Raw genomic sequence first — 18,500 nt, forward strand, 5'->3', positions numbered from 1 at the left:
TCAACAAGAAGACTGCCCATGACCGCGATGACCGCCGATGAGATGCAGGCGATAGAGGAGCGCTTTCCCCAAGTGTTCCGACGGCCCTTGTACAAACGCTTCGGCCCGCTGGTGCTGTTCGCCGGCATCCTGCTCTACCTCGTCTATGCCTTGTGGTTCTTCAGCCTGCCGCAAGTGTTGAGGCAATCGCACTGGGAGCGCCTGCCGCTCTTCCTGACGCAATGGATCAGCTACGATCTGCAGCCGGAATTCCGTCTCGATCAGCCTCAGATCACACCCAAATACCCACGTTTTTCTGCACTTGGCGAAGACCCGCATCCCGACTGGGTCATCGCCAATGCCAACGGCTCCTACACCGTTCTGATCGACGGCCGAGCCAAATCCGTCACCTTCGACAAGGCCGAGGCAACGCTTGTCGCCAATGGCCAGGCGGTGCCGGTGTCGTTGACCAGCGGCAAGCCGGTGATAACCGGCCCGGTGCCGGACTGGATCACCGCGCATGACGATGAAATCGTCGCCCGGATGGGCTTTGCCGGCGAGGTTCGCATAACCGTCGATCGCGTCAAGGTCCGCAAGCGCTTTCTCGGCTGGGCGAATTTCGTCTTCGACACACGCTCGCCCTTCTTCGGCAAATCGCCCGGCGAGGTGGTCTCGTTGCTGATGTCCGGACCCCAGCTCAAGCCGGGCACATCGAACATTGCGCTGGCCGCCGATAATATCTGGAACAACGCCCAGTGGCAGCATGGCGACGTCTGGACGAAGCTGTTCCAGACCATCGTCATGGCATTTCTCGGCACCTTGCTCGGCGGCATCGTTGCCTTCCCGCTCGCCTTTTTCGCCGCCCGCAACATCACCCCGAGCGGCCTGCTTAGCCAGATGCTCAAGCGCTTCTTCGATTTCATGCGATCGGTCGACATGCTGATCTGGGCGCTGTTCTTCACCCGCGCCTTCGGCCCCGGCCCTCTGGCCGGCAGCGCCGCGATCTTCTTCACCGAGATCGGCACGCTCGGCAAAGTCTATTCGGAAGGCCTCGAGAACATCGACGACAAGCCGCGCGAGGGCATCCAGTCGACCGGCGCCAACGGCTTGCTGGTGCAGCGCTATGGCGTGCTGCCGGAAGTGATCCCGGTCTTCATCAGCCAGACACTCTATCAGTGGGAATCCAACACCAGGGGCGCGACGATCATCGGCGCCGTCGGTGCCGGTGGCATCGGCCTGAAGCTTTGGGAAGCGATGCGCACCAACTCCAACTGGGCCAATGTCTTCTACATGGTGCTCTTGGTCCTGCTCGTCGTTTTCATCTTCGACAACATTTCCAATTTGCTGCGCCGCCGGCTGAGCAGGACGATCCACGACTACAACAGGATCCAGGCTGAGCAGGGGTGACGGGTGCGGCATCGGGCTGGCCGATCGCTATGCAGCTTTCCTCCACCCGTTCTTAATGTGCCTGTAGCCGTCGCGGTAGACAGCTTCCGGGCCTTCGGAAAAGTCGCGCCACACCTTGGTGGCCGCGGCCAAGTCCTTCAGCGAACGCCCGAACGCCTCGATCGTCAGCCAATCGTCGTAGCCGCTCTTGCGGATGGCGGAGAAAGTCTCCTTCCAGGGAATATGGCCACGGCCCGGCACCCCGCGATCGTTCTCCGAAATGTGGATATGGACGATGTTGTTGCGGTTGCGCGTATAGGCGCCGATCGGGTCGGCTTCTTCGATGTTGGCATGGAAGGTGTCGTACATCGCCTTGATGTGCGGCCGGTCGATCGCGTCGATATGCTCCGACAAATCGTCCATCGTGTTGAGCAGGTAGCATTCGAAGCGGTTGAGCGCCTCCAGCCCGATGGTGACGCTCTTGTTGCCGGCATAGTCGCCAATGGCGCGTTGCGAAGCGATCGAACGTTTTTTCTCGGCCGCTGTCGGCCCGCTGCCGGAGAAGGCCCCGAGTGTCGAATGGAGCGGGCCGCTCAATGTGTTCGCGCCAAGCGCCTGAGCGCAGTCGATCGCCGATTTCATGTAGTCGATACCGGCCTTGCGCGTCGAGGCATCCGGCGAGATCAGGTTCATCGCCGGATCGCCCATCGCCGAGACGGCGGTGCGTTGCAGCCCGATACGGTCGAGCAGTTCGCCGAGTTTCCTGTAGTTGTCCGGCGTGCCGGAGAAGACCGGTATTTCGACGCCGTCGAAGCCGGTCGCCTTGATGTCCCTCAACAACGGCTCGTGTTTTTTCGAGACACTGGTCGTCCACAACAACATGCACATGCCGATTTTCATCGACGCCCCTCCCTTCATTCGCTCGATCGCCGGAGGGGTGATGAGATTCAGATCAGGCCGAGCCAAAAATGGTGGGTTCCGAGAACCGGAGCGGAGCGTGCTTTTGGTACATGAGCACCGGAAGCGCAGGAAACTGCCATTTGCAGGCCGGTCTCACCTGACTATCACCACCACCCTTCAGAGCTTCGTCCACGCCCCATTCTTCTTCGACGACTTCACGCAGGCCTCGATGAAGGCCATGCCCTCGACGCCGTCCTGCACGGTCGGGAAGACGACATCCTTGGCCGGCTTCCCGCCCTTCCGGCGCGCTGCACGAATAGCCCGCGCGGCTTCCTGATAGATGTTGGCGAAACCTTCGAGATAGCCTTCCGGATGCCCTGGCGGAACGCGGCTGACGCGCCCGGCGACGGGGAGCGCGCCGGCGCCATTACGGGTGATCAACTGCTTCGGCTGGCCGAACGGCGTGTACCAGAGATAGTTCGGGTCGGCCTGCACCCATTCGAGGCCGCCCTTCGAGCCGTAGATGCGCAATTTCAACCCGTTCTCGTGGCCGGGCGCCACCTGGCTTGCCCAGATCATTCCCTTGGCCGGGTGCGACCCGCCGACCGGCTTGAAGCGCAGCAGCACATTGATGTTGTCGTCGAGCAGCCTTCCCGGCACGAAGGCATCGAGATCGGCCGACAACGAATCGAGCTCCAGCCCGGAGACGAAACGGGCAAGGTTGTAGGCGTGCGTGCCGATATCGCCCAGTGCACCGCCGGCACCCGCCTGCTTCGGGTCAGAGCGCCACGCAGCCTGCTTCTGGCCGGTGGCGGCCAGGTCTTCGGTCAGCCAGTCCTGCGGATATTCCGACTGCACGATGCGGATATCGCCGAGCTGTCCCTTGGCGACCATCTCGCGTGCCTGCCGCACCATCGGATAGGCGGTGTAGTTATGCGTCAGCACGAACACCTTGCCAGTCTTTTCGACCAGCGCCGCCAGCCTCTTTGCCTCGGCTAGCGTCGTCGCCAGTGGCTTGTCGCAGATGACGTGGATGCCGGCCTCGAGAAAAGCTTTGGCGGCCGGCACGTGCACATTGTTCGGCGTGACGATGGCCACCACCTCGATGCCATCCGGCCGCCGGGCCTCCGCTTTGGCCATCTCGGCATAGGAGCCGTAGCTGCGCGCCGGATCGAGCCCCAGCTCGGCCGCCGAGGCCTTGGCGCGCTCCGGATTCGACGAGAGGGCGCCGGCAACCAGCACGAACTCGTTGTCCATGCGTGCCGCGATGCGGTGCACCGCGCCGATAAAGGCGCCTTGTCCGCCGCCAACCATGCCGTAGCGGATCGGACCGCCTCCCGTTTCCGTCTTCGATGCGCCAACCACGATTTTCTCCCTCGTCATTGAAATACCCCTCCCCTTGAGGGGAAGGTGGCCCGCAGGGCCGGGTGGGGTCGGTTCATGCCGAGCCTACGCCCAGCGACCCCACCCCGATCCGCTGTGCGGATCGACCCTCCCCTCGAGGGGGAGGGATATCTGTGCTAGATCCCCATCATGCCGCGCAGCACCTTTTTATCGGTCGTGCCGCCGGCGAAGTCGTCGAATGCTTTTTCCGTCACCCTGATGATGTGGTGCTGGATGAAGGGAGCGCCTTCGGCCGCACCATCCTCCGGGTGCTTGAGGCAGCATTCCCATTCCAGCACCGCCCATGAATCGTAATTGTATTGGGTGAGCTTGGAGAAGATGCCGCCGAAATCCACCTGCCCGTCACCGAGCGAGCGGAAACGCCCGGCACGGTTGGTCCAGCTCTGGTAACCGGAATAGACGCCTTGCCGCCCGGTCGGATTGAACTCGGCATCCTTGACGTGGAACGCCTTGATCCGCTCGTGGTAGATGTCGATAAATTCGAGATAATCGAGCTGCTGCAGCAGGAAGTGCGACGGGTCATAGTTGATGTTGCAGCGCTTGTGGCCGCCGACCGAATCGAGGAACATCTCGAATGTCGCGCCGTCGAACACGTCCTCGCCCGGATGGATTTCGTAGCCGACATCGACGCCGTTCTCGTCATAAACGTCGAGGATCGGCGTCCAGCGTTTGCCCAGTTCGGCAAATGCTTCCTCGATCAATCCCGCCGGCCGCTGCGGCCAGGGGTAGAGGTATGGGAAGGCCAACGCTCCGCAAAACGACACCGACGCCTTAAGCCCGAGATTCTTCGACGCCTTGGCGGCGAACTTCATCTGTTCGACCGCCCATTGTTGCCTGGCTTTTGGATTGTTGTGCACCGCAGCCGGCGCGAAGCCGTCGAACTGCGCGTCATAGGCGGGATGCACCGCCACCAATTGCCCCTGCAGATGCGTCGACAGTTCGGTGATCTCGACGCCGGCATCGGCGCAGATGCCCTTCACCTCGTCGCAATAGGCCTTGGAGGAGGCTGCCTTCTCGAGATCGAACAATCGGGCGTCCCATGTCGGGATCTGCACGCCCTTGTAGCCCAGACCAGCCGCCCATTTGGTGATCGAGGCCAGCGAATTGAACGGCGCGGCGTCGCCCGCAAACTGCGCCAGGAACAGACCAGGCCCCTTCATCGTCGTCGGCATCGGCATCTCCCTATGTTTCACGACCAAGCATAGCGCCGATTGAAAACAGGGCCAGCGTCTTTGGTCTCTTTGCACAGCGCGCTCAGCGCCGCTATTCTGGTATTACCAAATGCCGAAATCTGGTCAAGCCATTTGACGCGCCGCCGCAGTCCTGCAACCATGCCGAGTTAAGCCACATGTTTAAGTATAATCAATAGCATAGACAGGAGCCAACGCTTGATGGCAGCACTTCTTGCCGTCCAGATGAAATTACTGTAGACCTCCCATCAAGCCCAATTGGTCGAACCAGTTTGCAAAAAATGCTGGGACGCCTTGGGGAGGAATCATGCGGCGGCTTCGGCAGAGTGCGCCGCAGGCAAACTGGTACAGGCGATTCTGGGAAGGATAGACCATGCATCTTTCGACGCACAATTGGATGCGGGCGGAGCCGCTGGAAACGACGCTCAAGCGCATCAAGAAATTCGGCTATGAGTCGATCGAGATTTCCGGCGAACCCGAACAGTACAAGCCCAAGGAGACGCGCGCACTGTTGAACGAGTACGGCATTCGCTGCTGGGGAGCGGTGACGCTGATGCTGGGCGAGCGCAATCTCGCCGCCAAGGACCAGGGCCAACGCGAGCGGTCGGTGCAGTACGTCAAGGACGTGCTGACCATGGTCAGCGAGCTCGACGGCGAGATTATCACGCTGGTTCCCGCCACCGTCGGCAAGGTCGTGCCGGACGGCACCGAGGAAGAGGAATGGAAATGGGTGGTCGATGCCACCCGGGAATGCTTCACCCACGCCAAGAAAGTCGGCGTCAAGATCGCGGTTGAGCCGCTCAACCGCTTCGAGACTTATCTGTTCAACCGCGGCGCCCAGGCACTGGCGCTGGCCGATGCGGTCAGCCCCGAATGCGGCGTCTGCCTCGACGCCTACCACATCCACATGGAAGAATTTAACGTCTATGACGCCATCCGGCAGGTCGGCAAGCGCCTGTACGATTTCCATGTCGCCGACAACAACCGCTTCGCCGCGGGCCTTGGGCAGATCGACTGGCCGAAGATCGTCGGCACGCTGAAGGAGATCGGCTATGACGGCGCGCTGACCAATGAATTCGTCGCCCCCGTCGACCGCACGCCGGCTGCTCCCTATCCCGACATGGTCGAACGCAACCCCGTCGACATCTCGCCGGAGCAGCTGAAGTTCATTCAGGACCACGGCTCCAGCGTGCTCACGGAGAAATTCTACACCGACCAGATGCGCATCAACGCGGAAACGCTGCTGCCGCTGATCAAGTAGCCGAGCCGTTTGGAAAGAGCCCTTCCGCCTCACCGCGGCCGGGCCGAGGATGAACATGCGCATCAAAACGGTCCAAGCCTGGTGGGTCCGCATACCGATCGAAGTCGCGAAGCAGCACCGCAGCGACTTCGGTCAGGTGGCGACGTTCGACGCCGCTATCCTGCGCATCGAAACCGACGACGGGCTGGTCGGCTGGGGCGAAGGCAAGAATGCCGCCGGCAGCGCCGGCAGTTACGGCGCTCTCGTTCATTTGCTGAACTACGAGGTCGGCCCGCAGCTGGTCGGCCGCGACCCGGCCGACATCGGCGTCATCTGGGAGATGCTCTATAATGGCACGCGCCACGACAGTGCCGCTCGCGCCGGCCATGCCATGCCGCAACTGGCACGACGGGGCATGAGCATCGCCGCCATCAGCGCCGTCGACATCGCTTTGTGGGACATTCTCGGCAAATCGCTCGGCGTTCCGGTCTGGCGGCTGCTCGGCGGCCGCAAGCTGGACCGCATGCCGGCCTATGCTTCCGGCGGCTGGGCCACGGCGGAAGCCATCGGCGACCAGCTGCAGTCCTACATCGCCAAGGGCGGCTTCAAGGCGCTGAAGATGCGCGTCGGCGCGATGGACGGCGCCCCACATATCTCGGCCGCTCGCGTCCGCGCCGCAAGACAGGCGCTCGGTCCCGATATCGACCTGATGGTCGACGCGCACGGCACTTACACGGTGGCCGAAGCCAAGCGCTTCATCCATCTCGCCGGCGACCTCGATCTCGCCTGGTTCGAGGAGCCGGTGATCGCCGACGACAAGCCCGGCATGGCCGAGGTGCGCGCCTGCGGTTCGATCCCGATCGCCACCGGCGAAAGCGAGGCGACACGCTATGCCTTCCGCGACCTCGCCGTGTTCAAATCCGCCGATATCTTCCAGCCGGATCCGGCCTTTTGCGGTGGCATCAGCGAGGCGATGAAGATCGGCACCATCGCCAGCGCCTTCAATCTGCGCTTTGCGCCGCATCTTTGGGCCGGCGCGCCCTGCTTCTTTGCCGGGCTGCATGTCTGCGCCGCTTCGCCGGCGAGCTTCACCGTCGAATATTCGCTCGGCGCCAACCCGATGATCCACGATCTGATCGAAGAGACTGTCGAAGCAAAGGACGGTATGGTAGCGATCCCTGATAGACCCGGGCTGGGATTCACCATTTCGGAGCGGTTCCTGGAGGCGCACGCGCAACACGGCTGACATGAAAGAAAAGAACCTTCTCGCGGAACTCGCCGCCTATCTGTTCTCCCATTCCGACAAGGAGACCGGCCGCACGCCGTCGGAGCGCGAACTGGCAGAGCATTTCAGCGTCAGCCGCGGACAGATCCGCGAGGCGCTGGCCATTCTCGAGGCGATGCGCATCGTCGAGCGACGGGCGAAATCCGGCATCTACATCGATACGAAGCAGGCGAGCGTCGAGGCGATGGCGCTGTTCGCCCGCGCGGGCCTGCCGCTCGATCCCGTCCAGATCTACGAGACGGTCGAGTTGCGCAAGATCCACGAGATCAAGGCCGCCGAACTGGCCTGTTCACGCGCCACCGAGGAGAATTTCGCGCGGCTGCGCGAGATCCTGAAGGCCTCCGAGGATCGCATCGCGGCCGGTGAAGGCCTTGCCCGGGAAGACCGCGAGTTCCACCTCGAGATCGTGCGGGCGACCAAGAACAGCGTCTTCCACAATATCTGCAGCGTCTACTACATGATGGGTGAGCTGCGCCTGCCGATCTATTTCAACGATCCCGAACGCAGCGTGCGCTCCCATGCCGAGCATATCCAGATCTACGAGGCGCTGCTGCGCCGCGACGGCAATCTCGCCCAGGCGCTGATGAGCGCCCATCTGCAAGGCGCCGAAAGCTACTGGAAGGGGCTGATCGAGGGGCGTGGGGCGGAACCGCAAAGCCCAGCGCTCGAAAAGGCCTGAAATGCCCAAGATCCTGTCGACACACAGACTGCACCCCCGTGCCTCTTCCATGCTGACAGGGGCCGGCGAACTCGTCGTTGCTTCCGCCCTCGATGCGCATACGCTTGCCGCCGAGGCAAGAGACGCCGATGTCATCATCGTTCGCGCTCCCTTGCCTGCGTCGCTTTTCGAAGGAGCAAGGAAGCTCAGGGCCGCGATCCGGCACGGCGCCGGGCTGGACATGGTACCGATGGAAGCGGCCAATGCGGCCGGCGTGCTGGTGGCGAACGTACCGGGGGTGAACGCGCGATCCGTCGCCGAATACGTGATGTTCGCGGCGCTGGCGCTGCTTAGGCGCTTTCGTGTGTTGGACCGCGACCTGCGTGCGAAGGGCTGGCTGGCCGGCCGCGAACACACGGTGGTGGCCAGCGAGCTAGCGGGCAAGACGATCGGCATTGTCGGTCTCGGCGCGATCGGCCAGGCGGTTGGCCACATCGCGGCACATGGGTTCGATCTGAATGTGGTGGCGACGACGCGCAGCATGCGGCCGGCGCCGGACAGGGTCGGCTTCCTGTCGATCGATGCGCTGATCGAACAGAGCGACATCATCGTTCTGTGCTGCCCGCTGACGCCCGAAACACGGGGGCTGATCAGCCGCGAGCGCATTGACCGGATGAAGCCGGATGCGCTGCTGATCAACGTTTCGCGCGGGCCGGTGATCGACGACGACGCGCTGATCGAGGCCTTGCAGAAGGGCCGCATCGGCGGCGCCGCACTCGATGTTTTTGCAACACAACCGCTGCCGCCCAACCATCCCTATTTCGGCTTCGACAACGTCATCGTCACCCCGCACATGGCTGGGATCACCGAGCAGTCGATGATGCGCATGGGCGTCGGCGCGGCTGGCGAAGCCTTGCTGGTGCTGGCCAACAGATTACCGGTCAATCTGCGCAACCCGGAAGTGGTCGAGCACTACCGGCGACGGTTCCCTGTCGATCTCTGAGCGCCTCAATTTTCCCGAACTCGCCGGCGATGGTGCCGGCATGGTAAACGTCACAAAATTCCTGCTGACCGCTGGCTTCTGCGTGGCGACGGCGCAAGTCTTCGCCAACGGACAGGGCAGCTACGTGTTCTGCGACAACGGCTTGCGCTGCGTGGCGGCACCCTGTCCATCGAACAGCGCACTCGACCTCGCTGCTGGTAAGCTCATCAAAGGCGTTTCAATCGACATCGATCGCCTGCCGCAGCAAGACAAAGCCCTCGATCTTTCGGACAAGCTCTATGCCGGCGAGGTCGTTGTTGTCGGATCGATCGAGAACCGCACCCGGACCTTCAACGGCAAGCGGTACACCCTGCCTTGGCTGGTTGCCACCGGCATCGAACGCGCCGCCAAGGACAGCGAACGCGGCCACTGCTCGTCGCGCTGACACGCGCTGTCGGATCAATTTGCAAGCAGCGCCTCCACGCCGGCTGCGATGCGCAGCAGGTCGTGGTCATGACCATTGCGCGCCACCAGCATCAGCCCGGCCGGGCGCGCCTTTCCCGGCATGGGCAGCGAGATTGCTGACAGATCGAACTGGTTGGCGACCTGCGTGTTGCGCAGCAGAAGACCCTCGATCCTGTTGCAGAGGGCCTCGTCGCCGGTCATCGAGACGATCGTCGGCGCCGTCACCGGCGTGGTCGGTAGGGCCAGCACGTCTACCCCTGCCAGCCGCTCATCCATTGCGGCGGCAAGTGCTGCGCGACGGCGCATTGCCCTGATATAGATCGTAGCCGGAATGGCGGCGGCGCGCGACAATGGTCCGCTTACCCGCGGGTCGACCGGCGTCGGCGCTCCCGTCGCCAGCCAGTCGGCATGGATCTCCGCCCCTTCCATCGCCGCGATCGAGGCGCGCTTGGTTGCCGCGCGCAGCTCGGCAAGCAGGTCGTCGATCGACAGTTCCGCAAGCCGTGCGCCGCTAAGCTCCATCTTGCGAAGACACCAGTCGAACGTCGTCGCGACCTCTTCCTGCGTATCATCGAACAGCACGCCGCGCGCAATGCCGATGCGCAGGCCATCCAGTGGAAGCGGCAACAGTGCCGCCAGGTCTTCGCCCGACATCACTGCATCGGCCGCCGCACATTCGGCGACGGTGCGGGCCAGCGGACCGATCGAGTCCAGTGTGGCCGACAGCGGAAACGCACCCGCGAGCGGCACGCGCCGTGCGGTCGGCTTAAAACCGACGACGCCATTCAGCGATGCCGGAATGCGCACCGAACCACCCGTATCGGAACCGATGGAGATTTGGCTGGTGCCTTCGCCGACCGAAACCGCGGCGCCTGACGACGAGCCGCCTGGAATACGGCTGGCATCGCTTGCATTGCCGGGGGTGCCGTAATGTGGATTGACGCCGATCGCGGTGAAGGCGAACTCGGTCATGTTGGTCTTGCCGAGGATGACTGCACCGGCTTGACGCAGCCGTCGCACGACAATGGCATCCCGCAACGCCGGCGCTGCGGTGGCGAGCAGCAGAGAGCCCGCCGTGGTCGACTCGCCAGCGACATCGAACAGATCCTTGATCGAGACGATCGCCCCATCGAGCGGCCCGAGCGTGACGCCGGCTTTTCGCCGCGCATCGGCTGCGTCGGCCGCCGCCCGTGCGGCTTCCGGGTAGAGCTTTACGAAAACGCTTTCGTCGTCGACGCGAACGGCAAGACGCGAAAGAATTGCTTCGAGGCTATCACGGGCTGATTGCATTTTCGGTGTCGGACTCCGCACGCTTGGAACGTCTTAAGATAGCAGCCCCAACTGCCGCAGGAGACATAGCCCGGCACGGTCGGATTTGCACCTGTCGAACCGAAGGAGGAAGGCCCGATGCTCTACCAAGGCAGCTGCCACTGCGGCAAGGTCGCGTTCGAGGTCGAAGGCGAGCTGACCGGAGCCGTACGGTGCAATTGCTCGATCTGCTCGCGCAAGGGTGCGCTGCTATGGGCAGTGCCGCATGGAAGCATGCGGGTGCTTGCCTGGGGCGATGATCTCGGCCGCTACAGCTTCGGCAACCATGTCATCGCCCACCGCTTCTGCCGCAGCTGCGGCATTCACCCCTTCGCCGAGGATGTCGGCGAAGGGAGCGGGCGAAGTGCCTATATCAATATTCATTGTATCGAGGCGTTGGACGTCGCCGCCGTGCCGGTCTTCGACTTCGACGGCCGTTCCTTCTAGGCCTTGGGATCGTCGATCGGCTTGGGGCCAAGGAAGAACGCCGCCAGTGCCGCAAGCAATGTCGCCGCCGCGCAATAGGCGAAGGCGCTGGCAACGCCGGCATTGTCGACCAGCAGGCCGCCGAAGACGGCGCCCAACGCGATGGCGACCTGGAACGTCATGACCATCAGCCCGCCGGCGCTTTCCGCCTGATCGGGGGCGGCTCGCACCAGCCAGGTCTGCAGCCCGACCGGCACCGCGCCGAAGGCAAAGCCCCAGCTGGCCACTGCTATTGCAGCGACGACGGGTGAGCCTCCGACCACCAGCAGCAGGAGCGCTGAAGACGCTATCAGCAGAGGCGCCAGAGTGACGGCTGCCTTGAGGCTGCGCTCAGCAATGAAGCCGCCGGCAAAATTGCCGAAGAAGCCACCAATGCCGTAGGCGAGCAGCACAAGCGAGATCGTCTCGATGTCCAGCGCGGGCACCTTCTCGAGAAACGGGCGGACATAGGTGAAGCCGGCAAAGTGTCCCGAGGCGACCAGCAACACCACCAGCAGTGCCACCCTGATCATCGGCCGCTTCATCACCTCCAGCAGCGTGCGAAAACCTGCCGTACCTGCCGGCGGCAGTCGCGGAATGGTAGCCACCTGTACCAGAAGCGCCAGCGCGCCGACCACGGCGGCGATCATGAATGCCGTCCGCCATCCCCAGATGTCGCCTACATAGGCGCCCACCGGAGCAGCGCAGACCGTCGCCACCGAGACACCGGTAAGGATGATCGACATGGCGCGCGGCATCAGCCGCATTGGGACAAGCCGCATCGCCATGGCCGCCGACATCGACCAGAAGCCGCCGAGACTGATCCCGAGCATGATGCGGGCGATCAGAAGAACAGGAAGCGACGACGCAAACGCGGCCACCAGGTTTGACAGCACAAGCAGCACCGTCAGCGCCAACATGACCAGCCTGCGGTCCAGCCGCTTGGTGACAATAGCCATGGTCGGCGCCGCAATTGCGCCAATGACGGCCGTTGCCGTTACCGCCTGCCCGGCGGCGCCTTCGGTGATGCCGAGATCCTGCGCAAGCGGCGTCAGCAGGCTGGCCGGCAGAAATTCTGCGGTCACCAGGCCGAAGACTCCGAGCGCCAGGGAAACCACCGCCCCCCATGCGGGCTCGGATCGTTCGCCAGTTTCCGATGGATCGAGAACGGCGTCCATGACGCCTGTCGCGGGTTCGGTCATGAGGGATCTCCGGTCTGTTGCAGCGCAGCATTTGGCTGCAATGCAACATAAGGAGTGACTGGCTGGAGTTTCCATGCTAGAAACACCATTATGTTTGACCGTTCGTCCAAAATCCCCGTAACCGGCGATCCGCTGACGGACATATTGCGCGGATTGCGCCTCGAAGGCGTCGATTACGGCCGTTGCGAGATGAAGGAGCCTTGGGGCATCCATTTTCCGGCTCAGGCGGCGGCACGGTTTCATTTCATCGGCCGTAAAGGCTGCTGGTTACTGCAGCCGTCCGGCCAATGGGTCGAGCTCAAGGCGGGCGACGCTGCCTTGTTGCCGCGCGGCTCAGCTCACACGCTGGCGAGCGAGCCGGGTATCGAGGCGGCGCCGATCCACGGCTATGAGGTCGAGGAAATCTGCAAGAATGTCTATTGCATGTCGAATGACGGCGTGCCCGGCTGCCGTCCGGGGACCTTGCTGTTTTTCGGCAGCATGTATTTTAATCTGGATGGCTTGCACCCCTTGCTCGGCATGATGCCGGACGTGATGCGCGCACATGAGCTGGAAGCCTATGAACCAGGTATCCCACATTTGCTGGAAGCGATGGCCCGCGAGGTGACGATGGAGCGCGTCGGCTCCGGCGGTATCCTGGCGCGGCTGGCCGATGTGCTTGCCGCGACCGTCATCCGCTCATGGGTCGAGCGCGGCTGCGGCGACTCTTCCGGATGGATCGCGGCGGTCAGGGATCGCGAGATCGGCCGGGTGCTGGCCGCGATCCACCTGGAACCGAACCGTGACTGGACGGTGGAGGCTCTGGCGAAGATGATGGGTGCCTCGCGATCAGGTTTCGCCGAGCGCTTCGCAACCATTGTCGGCGAAACACCGGCAAAGTACGTCACGCAGGTGCGGATGCACCAGGCGCGGCAATGGCTGGTCCGCGACCGGCTCAAGATTTCCGTCGTCGCGGCGCGCCTCGGCTACGAATCCGACGCCTCCTTCAGCCGCGCCTTCAAACGGGTCATCGGATCGCCGCCCAGCCATTTCCGGGCCGAGGAACAGGCGGAGATCCGCTAATGCATGTCGCGCAAAAGTGTGCAGCGGTTTTGCGATAACGACGTGCATCAAAACAAGAATCTAAAGCGCGTCGCATGAGGCCGGTCGAACGCGACGCGCTTTAGGCCGGCTAAACGTTGGCCGGCTTATTGCTCGGTGATGCAGGCCGAGCCGGCACTGCTCTTGCAATATTTGCCGGAGGCCCCGCACCTGCCATCCGAGACTTCGACGACGGTGCCGCTCAACAACAGTTTGCAGTCGCTGGTGGACAGATTGACCGTGCCGTTGAGGCCCTTGATCTTCTTGGCGTCGACCTTCGCACCGGCGACGACTTTCTTGGCTGCCTGAGCCTCGCCCAGATGCGCCGCCAACAATCCCATACCGGCGACAAGCAGGATCGTCGCAAAACTGCGGAACAGATTTCCCATAGCCAACCCTCCATTTCGGGCCTCCAAAATTGGGCTTGCAAAGCCCGTTTGGGACCAAAGGATCAGCCTATTCGACAAATCGGCGCATCCGCATCCCCCGCACGGGGGATGACGGGAAGACTCGAGCATTTCGCACCAAATGGAATCACGTAGCGTCGCACAAATGCGGCTATAACACATAGATAGAGCGGGATACACGGTTCGTGTTGAACGCATCCCGCTCCAACTGCAGTAAAGAGGCTTGTACTTAGCCGGCGTGACGCAGACTTATTCCGCTGCCCTTGTCGAACAGCACCACCTTGTCCGGATTCCAGGCAAAGCGCACCGGCTGCTCTATCTGGACGTCGGTCCTGGCCGGCACGGTGGCGCGCAGCATGGCGTCGCCGACCCGCAGCGTCAGGATCTTCTCGACGCCATGGTTCTCGACATCGTGGACCCGCGCCTCGACCGGCGCGCCGGTCTCGAGATAGACGTCTTCGGGACGAATACCGAAGACGAGCGGGCGACCGTCGGTCGCCGCGCCCGTCTTGGCACCCCCCGAAGTCTTGGCACCCCCCGCAAACGGCAATTCGAAATTGAGCGGCGCCATCACCGCACGTCCGTTGACGAGCTTGCCGTCGATGAGGTTCATCGGCGGCGAGCCGACGAAGCTTGCCACGTAGGTGTCGCGCGGATTGTTGTAGATCTCGTACGGCGTGCCGGTCTGGACGATGCGGCCATGGTTGAGCACGCCGACCTTGTCACCCATCGACATCGCCTCGATCTGATCGTGCGTCACGAACAGGAAGGTGGCGCCAAGCTGCATCTGCAGGTTCTTCAATTCGGTGCGCAGCGCCTCGCGCAATTTGGCGTCGAGCGCCGACAGCGGCTCGTCCATCAGGAATACCCGCGGCTTGCGCACGATGGCGCGGCCGATCGAGACGCGCTGCATCTCGCCGCCTGAAAGCCTGTCGGTCTTGCGGTCGAGCAGATGCTCGATCCGCAGCGTCCTGGCCGCGCGGTCGACACGATCCTTGATCTCGGCATCGGGCAGCCGGCGGATCTTCGGCTTCAGCGGAAATTCGAGGTTCTGGCGCACCGTATAGCGCGGATAGAGCGAATATTGCTGCAGCACCAGCGCCACGTCGCGCTCGGCCGCGCCCCAGTCGGCGACATCGACGCCATCGATGAAGACCTGGCCTTCGCTCGGTTTTTCCAGGCCGGCAATCATGCGCAGCGTCGTCGTCTTGCCGGCGCCGGTCTCGCCAAGCAGGACGAAGAACTCGCCATCTGCGATGTCGAGATCGAGCCCGGTCAAGGCGGTGTGGTTCCCGAACTTCTTTGAGATGTTCTTGAGCTGGATGTGGGCCATCAGAGTCTCACTCCCAGCGATTTGCCGCTCGCCGTGTCGAAGAAATGCGCCTGGCTGGGATCGATTCTGACGAAGACCCTTTCGCCGGGGCCGCTGATGAAGCCGCTCTTGGTGCGCGCACGCAGCATCTTGGAGCCGACCTTGAGGTCGACGATGTCGAAGGACCCGAGCGGCTCGACGATCTGCGTGTCGACCGGCAGGAACCCCTCGGCGGCTTCGCGGCGGACGAGGACGCCTTCCGGCCGGATGCCGAGCGCGAGTTGGCTGCCGGCATGGCCGTTGAGCTTCGACAGCAAGGCGCGCGGGAATTCGAAGCCAGCGGCCGCATCGCCGACCGTGACCGAGGCCGATGAGGGTTTCTCGGTCACCGAAGCATCGGCGACGTTCATCACCGGACTGCCGACAAATTGCGCGACGAAAAGATTCGCCGGATGCGAATAGACCTCGTCCGGCGAGCCGACCTGCTGCAGCACACCTTCATGCATGATGACGATGCGGTCGGCGAGGCTCATCGCCTCGATCTGGTCGTGGGTGACGTAGATGCTGGTCGAACCCTGCTTGATGTGCAGCCGCTTGATCTCGGCCCGCATCTCCTCGCGCAGCTTGGCATCGAGCGCCCCGATCGGCTCGTCCATCAGCATCGCCTTCGGCCGCCGCACCAAGGCCCGGCCGATCGCCACGCGTTGCATGTCGCCGCCGGACAGCGCCGACGGTTTCTTGGCGAGGAGATCGCTGATCTGCAGCGTCTTGGCGACCGAGCGCACCTCGCTGTCGATCTCGGCCTTGCTCTTGCGCGTCGCTCTCAGTGGAAAGGCGATGTTCTCGTAAACGCTCATATGCGGATAGAGCGAAAACGATTGGAAGACCATGGCGATGTCGCGGTCGGCGGCCTTGAGGTGCTGGACCGGCTTGCCGTCGATGAGGATGTCGCCGCCGTCGATCGTCTCCAGCCCGGCAATCGCCCTGAGCGTCGTCGTCTTGCCGCAGCCCGACTGGCCGAGCAGCACGATGAAGTCGTTGTCGTCGATCTTCAGGTTGAGGTCCTTGATGACCTGGACGGCGCCGAAATATTTCTGGACGCCGCGAAGCTCGATCTGGGTCAATGCTGTGCCCCCGGATTTGCCCCTTGCCCGGTGCCGGCCTTCTCCTCCGGCGCGATCTTGGAGGTGATGTTGAAGCCAATCAGGCCGATCAGGATGATGGTCACGCCATAGCTGTGCAGCAGCATGTGCCATGGCTGGCAGAGCGCTATGATGCCGAGCACCATCAGCACCTGGCTGCCCGGTTCGAGATATTTCTGGTTGATGTCGCGAAAGCTCATTTGCGGATCGCTCCGAAGGACATGCCGCGCAGCAGGTGGTTGCGGAGCAGGAAGGTGAAGATCGCGACCGGCAGCAGGAACAGGAAGGTTCCGGCGGCGATCACCGTCCAGTCCGGCAGGCCGGCGCCGACCTGGCTGGGAATGAAGGGCGGTGCCGTCTGGGCGCGGCGGCTGGTCATGATCAGGGCGAAGGCATACTCGTTCCACGCCGTGATGAAGCAGAACACGGCGGTGGCGGCGATGCCGGTGGCGGCCTCGGGCAGCACGATCTTGAAGAAGGCCTCCATGCGCGTGTAGCCGTCGACGAGCGCCGCCTCTTCATACTCCTTCGGGATTTCGTCCATGAAGCCCTTCATCAGCCAGACCGAGAAGGACAGGTTGAAGGCGGTGTAGAGAATGATCAGGCCGACATGGGAATCGTTGAGCCCTACCGCCCGGTACATCAGGAACATTGGGATGGCGACGACCACCGGCGGCAGCATGCGCGTCGACAGGATGAAGAAGAGCAGATCCGCCTCTCCCTTCACCTTGAAGCGCGAGAAGCCATAGGCGGTGAAGGTGCCCATGCCGACGGCCAGGACGGTCGAGGTTATGGCGACGATCAGCGAATTCATGAAACGGCTCGGATAGCCCGACCACTGCACCTGGCCCTTGCCGTCGCGCACGATCTTTTCGCCGCCATTGAAGACGACGCGCTCCCACCACGGCGCAGCCGCGTACTCCTCCGGCGACGGCGGGCTGCGCAGCTGCGAACGCTTGGTGAACAACTTGACGAAGGGCGATATCTCCGGCTGGAAAACCACCGTCGGCGGAATGGTGGTGGCGAGATTGCGCGGCTTGAAAGCCGTCGAGGCGATCCAGTAGATCGGCGCCAGGAAGATGATCGTCACCAGCAGGACAGCGACGATGGCGACCCGGTTGAAGGTGATTTCGGAAGAAGTGCGGACTGCGGCCATCTCAGCGCTCCTTCACCTTGTTGAGATATTTGACATAGATGTTGGTGATCGCCAGCACCATGATCAGCACGATGTAGGCGAGCGCGCATGAACGCCCGGTCTGCCATTCCTGGAACGCCATCTTATAGAGCCGGATCGAGATCAGCTCGGCCGTCGGCTGGCTGGTCAGGATGTAGGCGAGGTCGAAGGTCTTGAACGCCTCCATGGTGCGGAAGATGACCGCGATCATCAGGATCGGCGCAACCAGCGGCAGCGTTATGCGGAAGAAGGTGTAGAACGGCCCGGCCCTGTCGATCGCGGCTGCCTCGTAGAGATGCTTGGGCACAGCCGACAGGCCGGCCAGCGACAACAGCATGACAAAGGGCGACCACATCCAGATGTCGGTCAGCGCGACCGCATAGAGCGCCATTTTCGGATTCGACAGCCATTCGAAGGTGCCGAGGCCCAGCGCATAATTGATGATGCCGAAGGACGGATCGTAGAGCAGCTTCCAGAACAGGCCGACGACGGCCATCGACAGCATCATCGGCAACAACAGAAGCGTCGTCAGCAGGCCCTTGAGCGGAATGTCGCGGTTGAGCAGCATGGCCACGCCGAAGCCGACGAGCAGCTGGCCGGCGACCGAGATGATGACGTATTTCGCGGTGATGGCGAAGTTGGACCAGACATAGGGATCGCTGAGCAGGTCGCGATAGTTTTGCAGCCCGACGAAATTCGCCGCCGCGCTGGTCGAGGCGCGGAAATCGGTGAACGAATAGCCTAGCGAATAGATCAGCGGGAAGATGTTGAAGACGATCAGAAACAGGATCGTCGGGATGATGAAGAGATTGCGGATCGAAATGTCGCTTAGACCGCGAGCGGCGGCCCGCGAGGACCTGTCCAGCGTGGTGATCATTGTGGTCGCCAAGACCCTGCTCCCAGTTCAGAAATCAGAAAGAT

Annotated in this window: 19 protein-coding genes; 8 read left to right on the forward strand and 11 right to left on the reverse strand. The window is 62.8% G+C overall.

Annotated features, from left to right (window positions below; genetic code table 11):
* Positions 1-18 precede the first annotated feature (18 nt).
* Positions 19-1,386: a phosphonate ABC transporter, permease protein PhnE gene (phnE, locus tag NKH98_RS05700; RefSeq protein ID WP_352897078.1), complete on the forward strand. Its 1,368-nt coding sequence runs from the start codon at positions 19-21 to the stop codon at positions 1,384-1,386.
* A 27-nt stretch (positions 1,387-1,413) separates the two neighbouring features.
* Here the strand turns inward: phnE and NKH98_RS05705 are convergent, their stop codons facing one another.
* The 3 genes from NKH98_RS05705 to NKH98_RS05715 form a co-directional block, all read right to left on the reverse strand.
* The gene (locus NKH98_RS05705; protein WP_352897080.1) at positions 1,414-2,265 is read right to left on the reverse strand and encodes a sugar phosphate isomerase/epimerase family protein; all 852 of its coding nucleotides are present in this window, start codon (positions 2,263-2,265) and stop codon (positions 1,414-1,416) included.
* Positions 2,266-2,442: 177 nt separating this feature from the next.
* Entirely contained in the window at positions 2,443-3,648 is a 1,206-nt protein-coding gene (locus NKH98_RS05710) for a Gfo/Idh/MocA family protein (RefSeq protein WP_352897082.1), read from the reverse strand.
* 137 nt (positions 3,649-3,785) lie between these two features.
* The gene (locus tag NKH98_RS05715; protein ID WP_254816745.1) at positions 3,786-4,841 is read right to left on the reverse strand and encodes a sugar phosphate isomerase/epimerase family protein; all 1,056 of its coding nucleotides are present in this window, start codon (positions 4,839-4,841) and stop codon (positions 3,786-3,788) included.
* 391 nt (positions 4,842-5,232) lie between these two features.
* Here NKH98_RS05715 and NKH98_RS05720 point away from each other — a divergent pair, with 391 nt between their 5' ends.
* From NKH98_RS05720 to NKH98_RS05740, 5 genes are read left to right on the forward strand one after another with little or no spacing between them, the layout of a single operon-like run.
* Positions 5,233-6,120: a sugar phosphate isomerase/epimerase family protein gene (locus NKH98_RS05720; protein WP_023675190.1), complete on the forward strand. Its 888-nt coding sequence runs from the start codon at positions 5,233-5,235 to the stop codon at positions 6,118-6,120.
* 55 nt (positions 6,121-6,175) lie between these two features.
* Positions 6,176-7,345 carry a mandelate racemase/muconate lactonizing enzyme family protein gene (locus tag NKH98_RS05725; RefSeq protein WP_352897084.1) on the forward strand — a complete coding sequence of 390 codons (1,170 nt, stop codon included), beginning with the start codon at positions 6,176-6,178 and terminating at the stop codon, positions 7,343-7,345.
* Position 7,346: 1 nt separating this feature from the next.
* Positions 7,347-8,063 (forward strand): FadR/GntR family transcriptional regulator, encoded by a 717-nt coding sequence (locus NKH98_RS05730; protein WP_352897086.1) that lies wholly within the window; start codon positions 7,347-7,349, stop codon positions 8,061-8,063.
* 1 nt (position 8,064) lies between these two features.
* A complete protein-coding gene (locus tag NKH98_RS05735) occupies positions 8,065-9,045 on the forward strand; it encodes a hydroxyacid dehydrogenase (protein ID WP_352506659.1) in 981 nt (326 codons plus the stop codon).
* Positions 9,046-9,085: 40 nt separating this feature from the next.
* The gene (locus tag NKH98_RS05740) at positions 9,086-9,469 is read left to right on the forward strand and encodes a hypothetical protein (RefSeq protein WP_352897088.1); all 384 of its coding nucleotides are present in this window, start codon (positions 9,086-9,088) and stop codon (positions 9,467-9,469) included.
* Between the two features lie 14 nt (positions 9,470-9,483).
* Here the strand turns inward: NKH98_RS05740 and NKH98_RS05745 are convergent, their stop codons facing one another.
* Complete coding sequence (locus NKH98_RS05745) at positions 9,484-10,779, reverse strand: amidase (RefSeq protein WP_352897090.1); 1,296 nt, start codon at positions 10,777-10,779, stop codon at positions 9,484-9,486.
* A 117-nt stretch (positions 10,780-10,896) separates the two neighbouring features.
* Here NKH98_RS05745 and NKH98_RS05750 point away from each other — a divergent pair, with 117 nt between their 5' ends.
* Positions 10,897-11,244, forward strand: a complete 348-nt coding sequence (locus NKH98_RS05750) for a GFA family protein (protein ID WP_352897092.1) — start codon at positions 10,897-10,899, stop codon at positions 11,242-11,244.
* Here the strand turns inward: NKH98_RS05750 and NKH98_RS05755 are convergent.
* Positions 11,241-12,464, reverse strand: a complete 1,224-nt coding sequence (locus tag NKH98_RS05755; RefSeq protein ID WP_352897094.1) for an MFS transporter — start codon at positions 12,462-12,464, stop codon at positions 11,241-11,243. The genes NKH98_RS05750 and NKH98_RS05755 overlap by 4 nt on opposite strands.
* A gap of 90 nt (positions 12,465-12,554) precedes the next feature.
* Here NKH98_RS05755 and NKH98_RS05760 point away from each other — a divergent pair, with 90 nt between their 5' ends.
* Positions 12,555-13,526 carry an AraC family transcriptional regulator gene (locus tag NKH98_RS05760; RefSeq protein WP_352897096.1) on the forward strand — a complete coding sequence of 324 codons (972 nt, stop codon included), beginning with the start codon at positions 12,555-12,557 and terminating at the stop codon, positions 13,524-13,526.
* 125 nt (positions 13,527-13,651) lie between these two features.
* Here the strand turns inward: NKH98_RS05760 and NKH98_RS05765 are convergent, their stop codons facing one another.
* The 6 genes from NKH98_RS05765 to NKH98_RS05790 form a co-directional block, all read right to left on the reverse strand.
* A complete protein-coding gene (locus NKH98_RS05765; protein ID WP_352897097.1) occupies positions 13,652-13,933 on the reverse strand; it encodes a hypothetical protein in 282 nt (93 codons plus the stop codon).
* A 247-nt stretch (positions 13,934-14,180) separates the two neighbouring features.
* Positions 14,181-15,284, reverse strand: a complete 1,104-nt coding sequence (locus NKH98_RS05770; protein ID WP_023675181.1) for an ABC transporter ATP-binding protein — start codon at positions 15,282-15,284, stop codon at positions 14,181-14,183.
* Positions 15,284-16,387, reverse strand: coding sequence for an ABC transporter ATP-binding protein (locus tag NKH98_RS05775; RefSeq protein ID WP_352897098.1), 1,104 nt, complete (start codon positions 16,385-16,387; stop codon positions 15,284-15,286). The genes NKH98_RS05770 and NKH98_RS05775 overlap by 1 nt, the downstream gene beginning before the upstream one ends.
* The gene (locus NKH98_RS05780) at positions 16,384-16,605 is read right to left on the reverse strand and encodes a hypothetical protein (protein WP_023722317.1); all 222 of its coding nucleotides are present in this window, start codon (positions 16,603-16,605) and stop codon (positions 16,384-16,386) included. Before NKH98_RS05780 ends, NKH98_RS05775 begins: the two co-directional genes overlap by 4 nt.
* Complete coding sequence (locus NKH98_RS05785) at positions 16,602-17,561, reverse strand: carbohydrate ABC transporter permease (RefSeq protein WP_023722316.1); 960 nt, start codon at positions 17,559-17,561, stop codon at positions 16,602-16,604. Before NKH98_RS05785 ends, NKH98_RS05780 begins: the two co-directional genes overlap by 4 nt.
* Before the next feature lies 1 nt (position 17,562).
* Positions 17,563-18,468: a carbohydrate ABC transporter permease gene (locus NKH98_RS05790; protein ID WP_254816733.1), complete on the reverse strand. Its 906-nt coding sequence runs from the start codon at positions 18,466-18,468 to the stop codon at positions 17,563-17,565.
* Between the last annotated feature and the right edge of the window lie 32 nt (positions 18,469-18,500).

It is taken from the genome of Mesorhizobium sp. M0833 (genome assembly GCF_040319905.1).
Classification (GTDB): Bacteria; Pseudomonadota; Alphaproteobacteria; order Rhizobiales; family Rhizobiaceae; genus Mesorhizobium.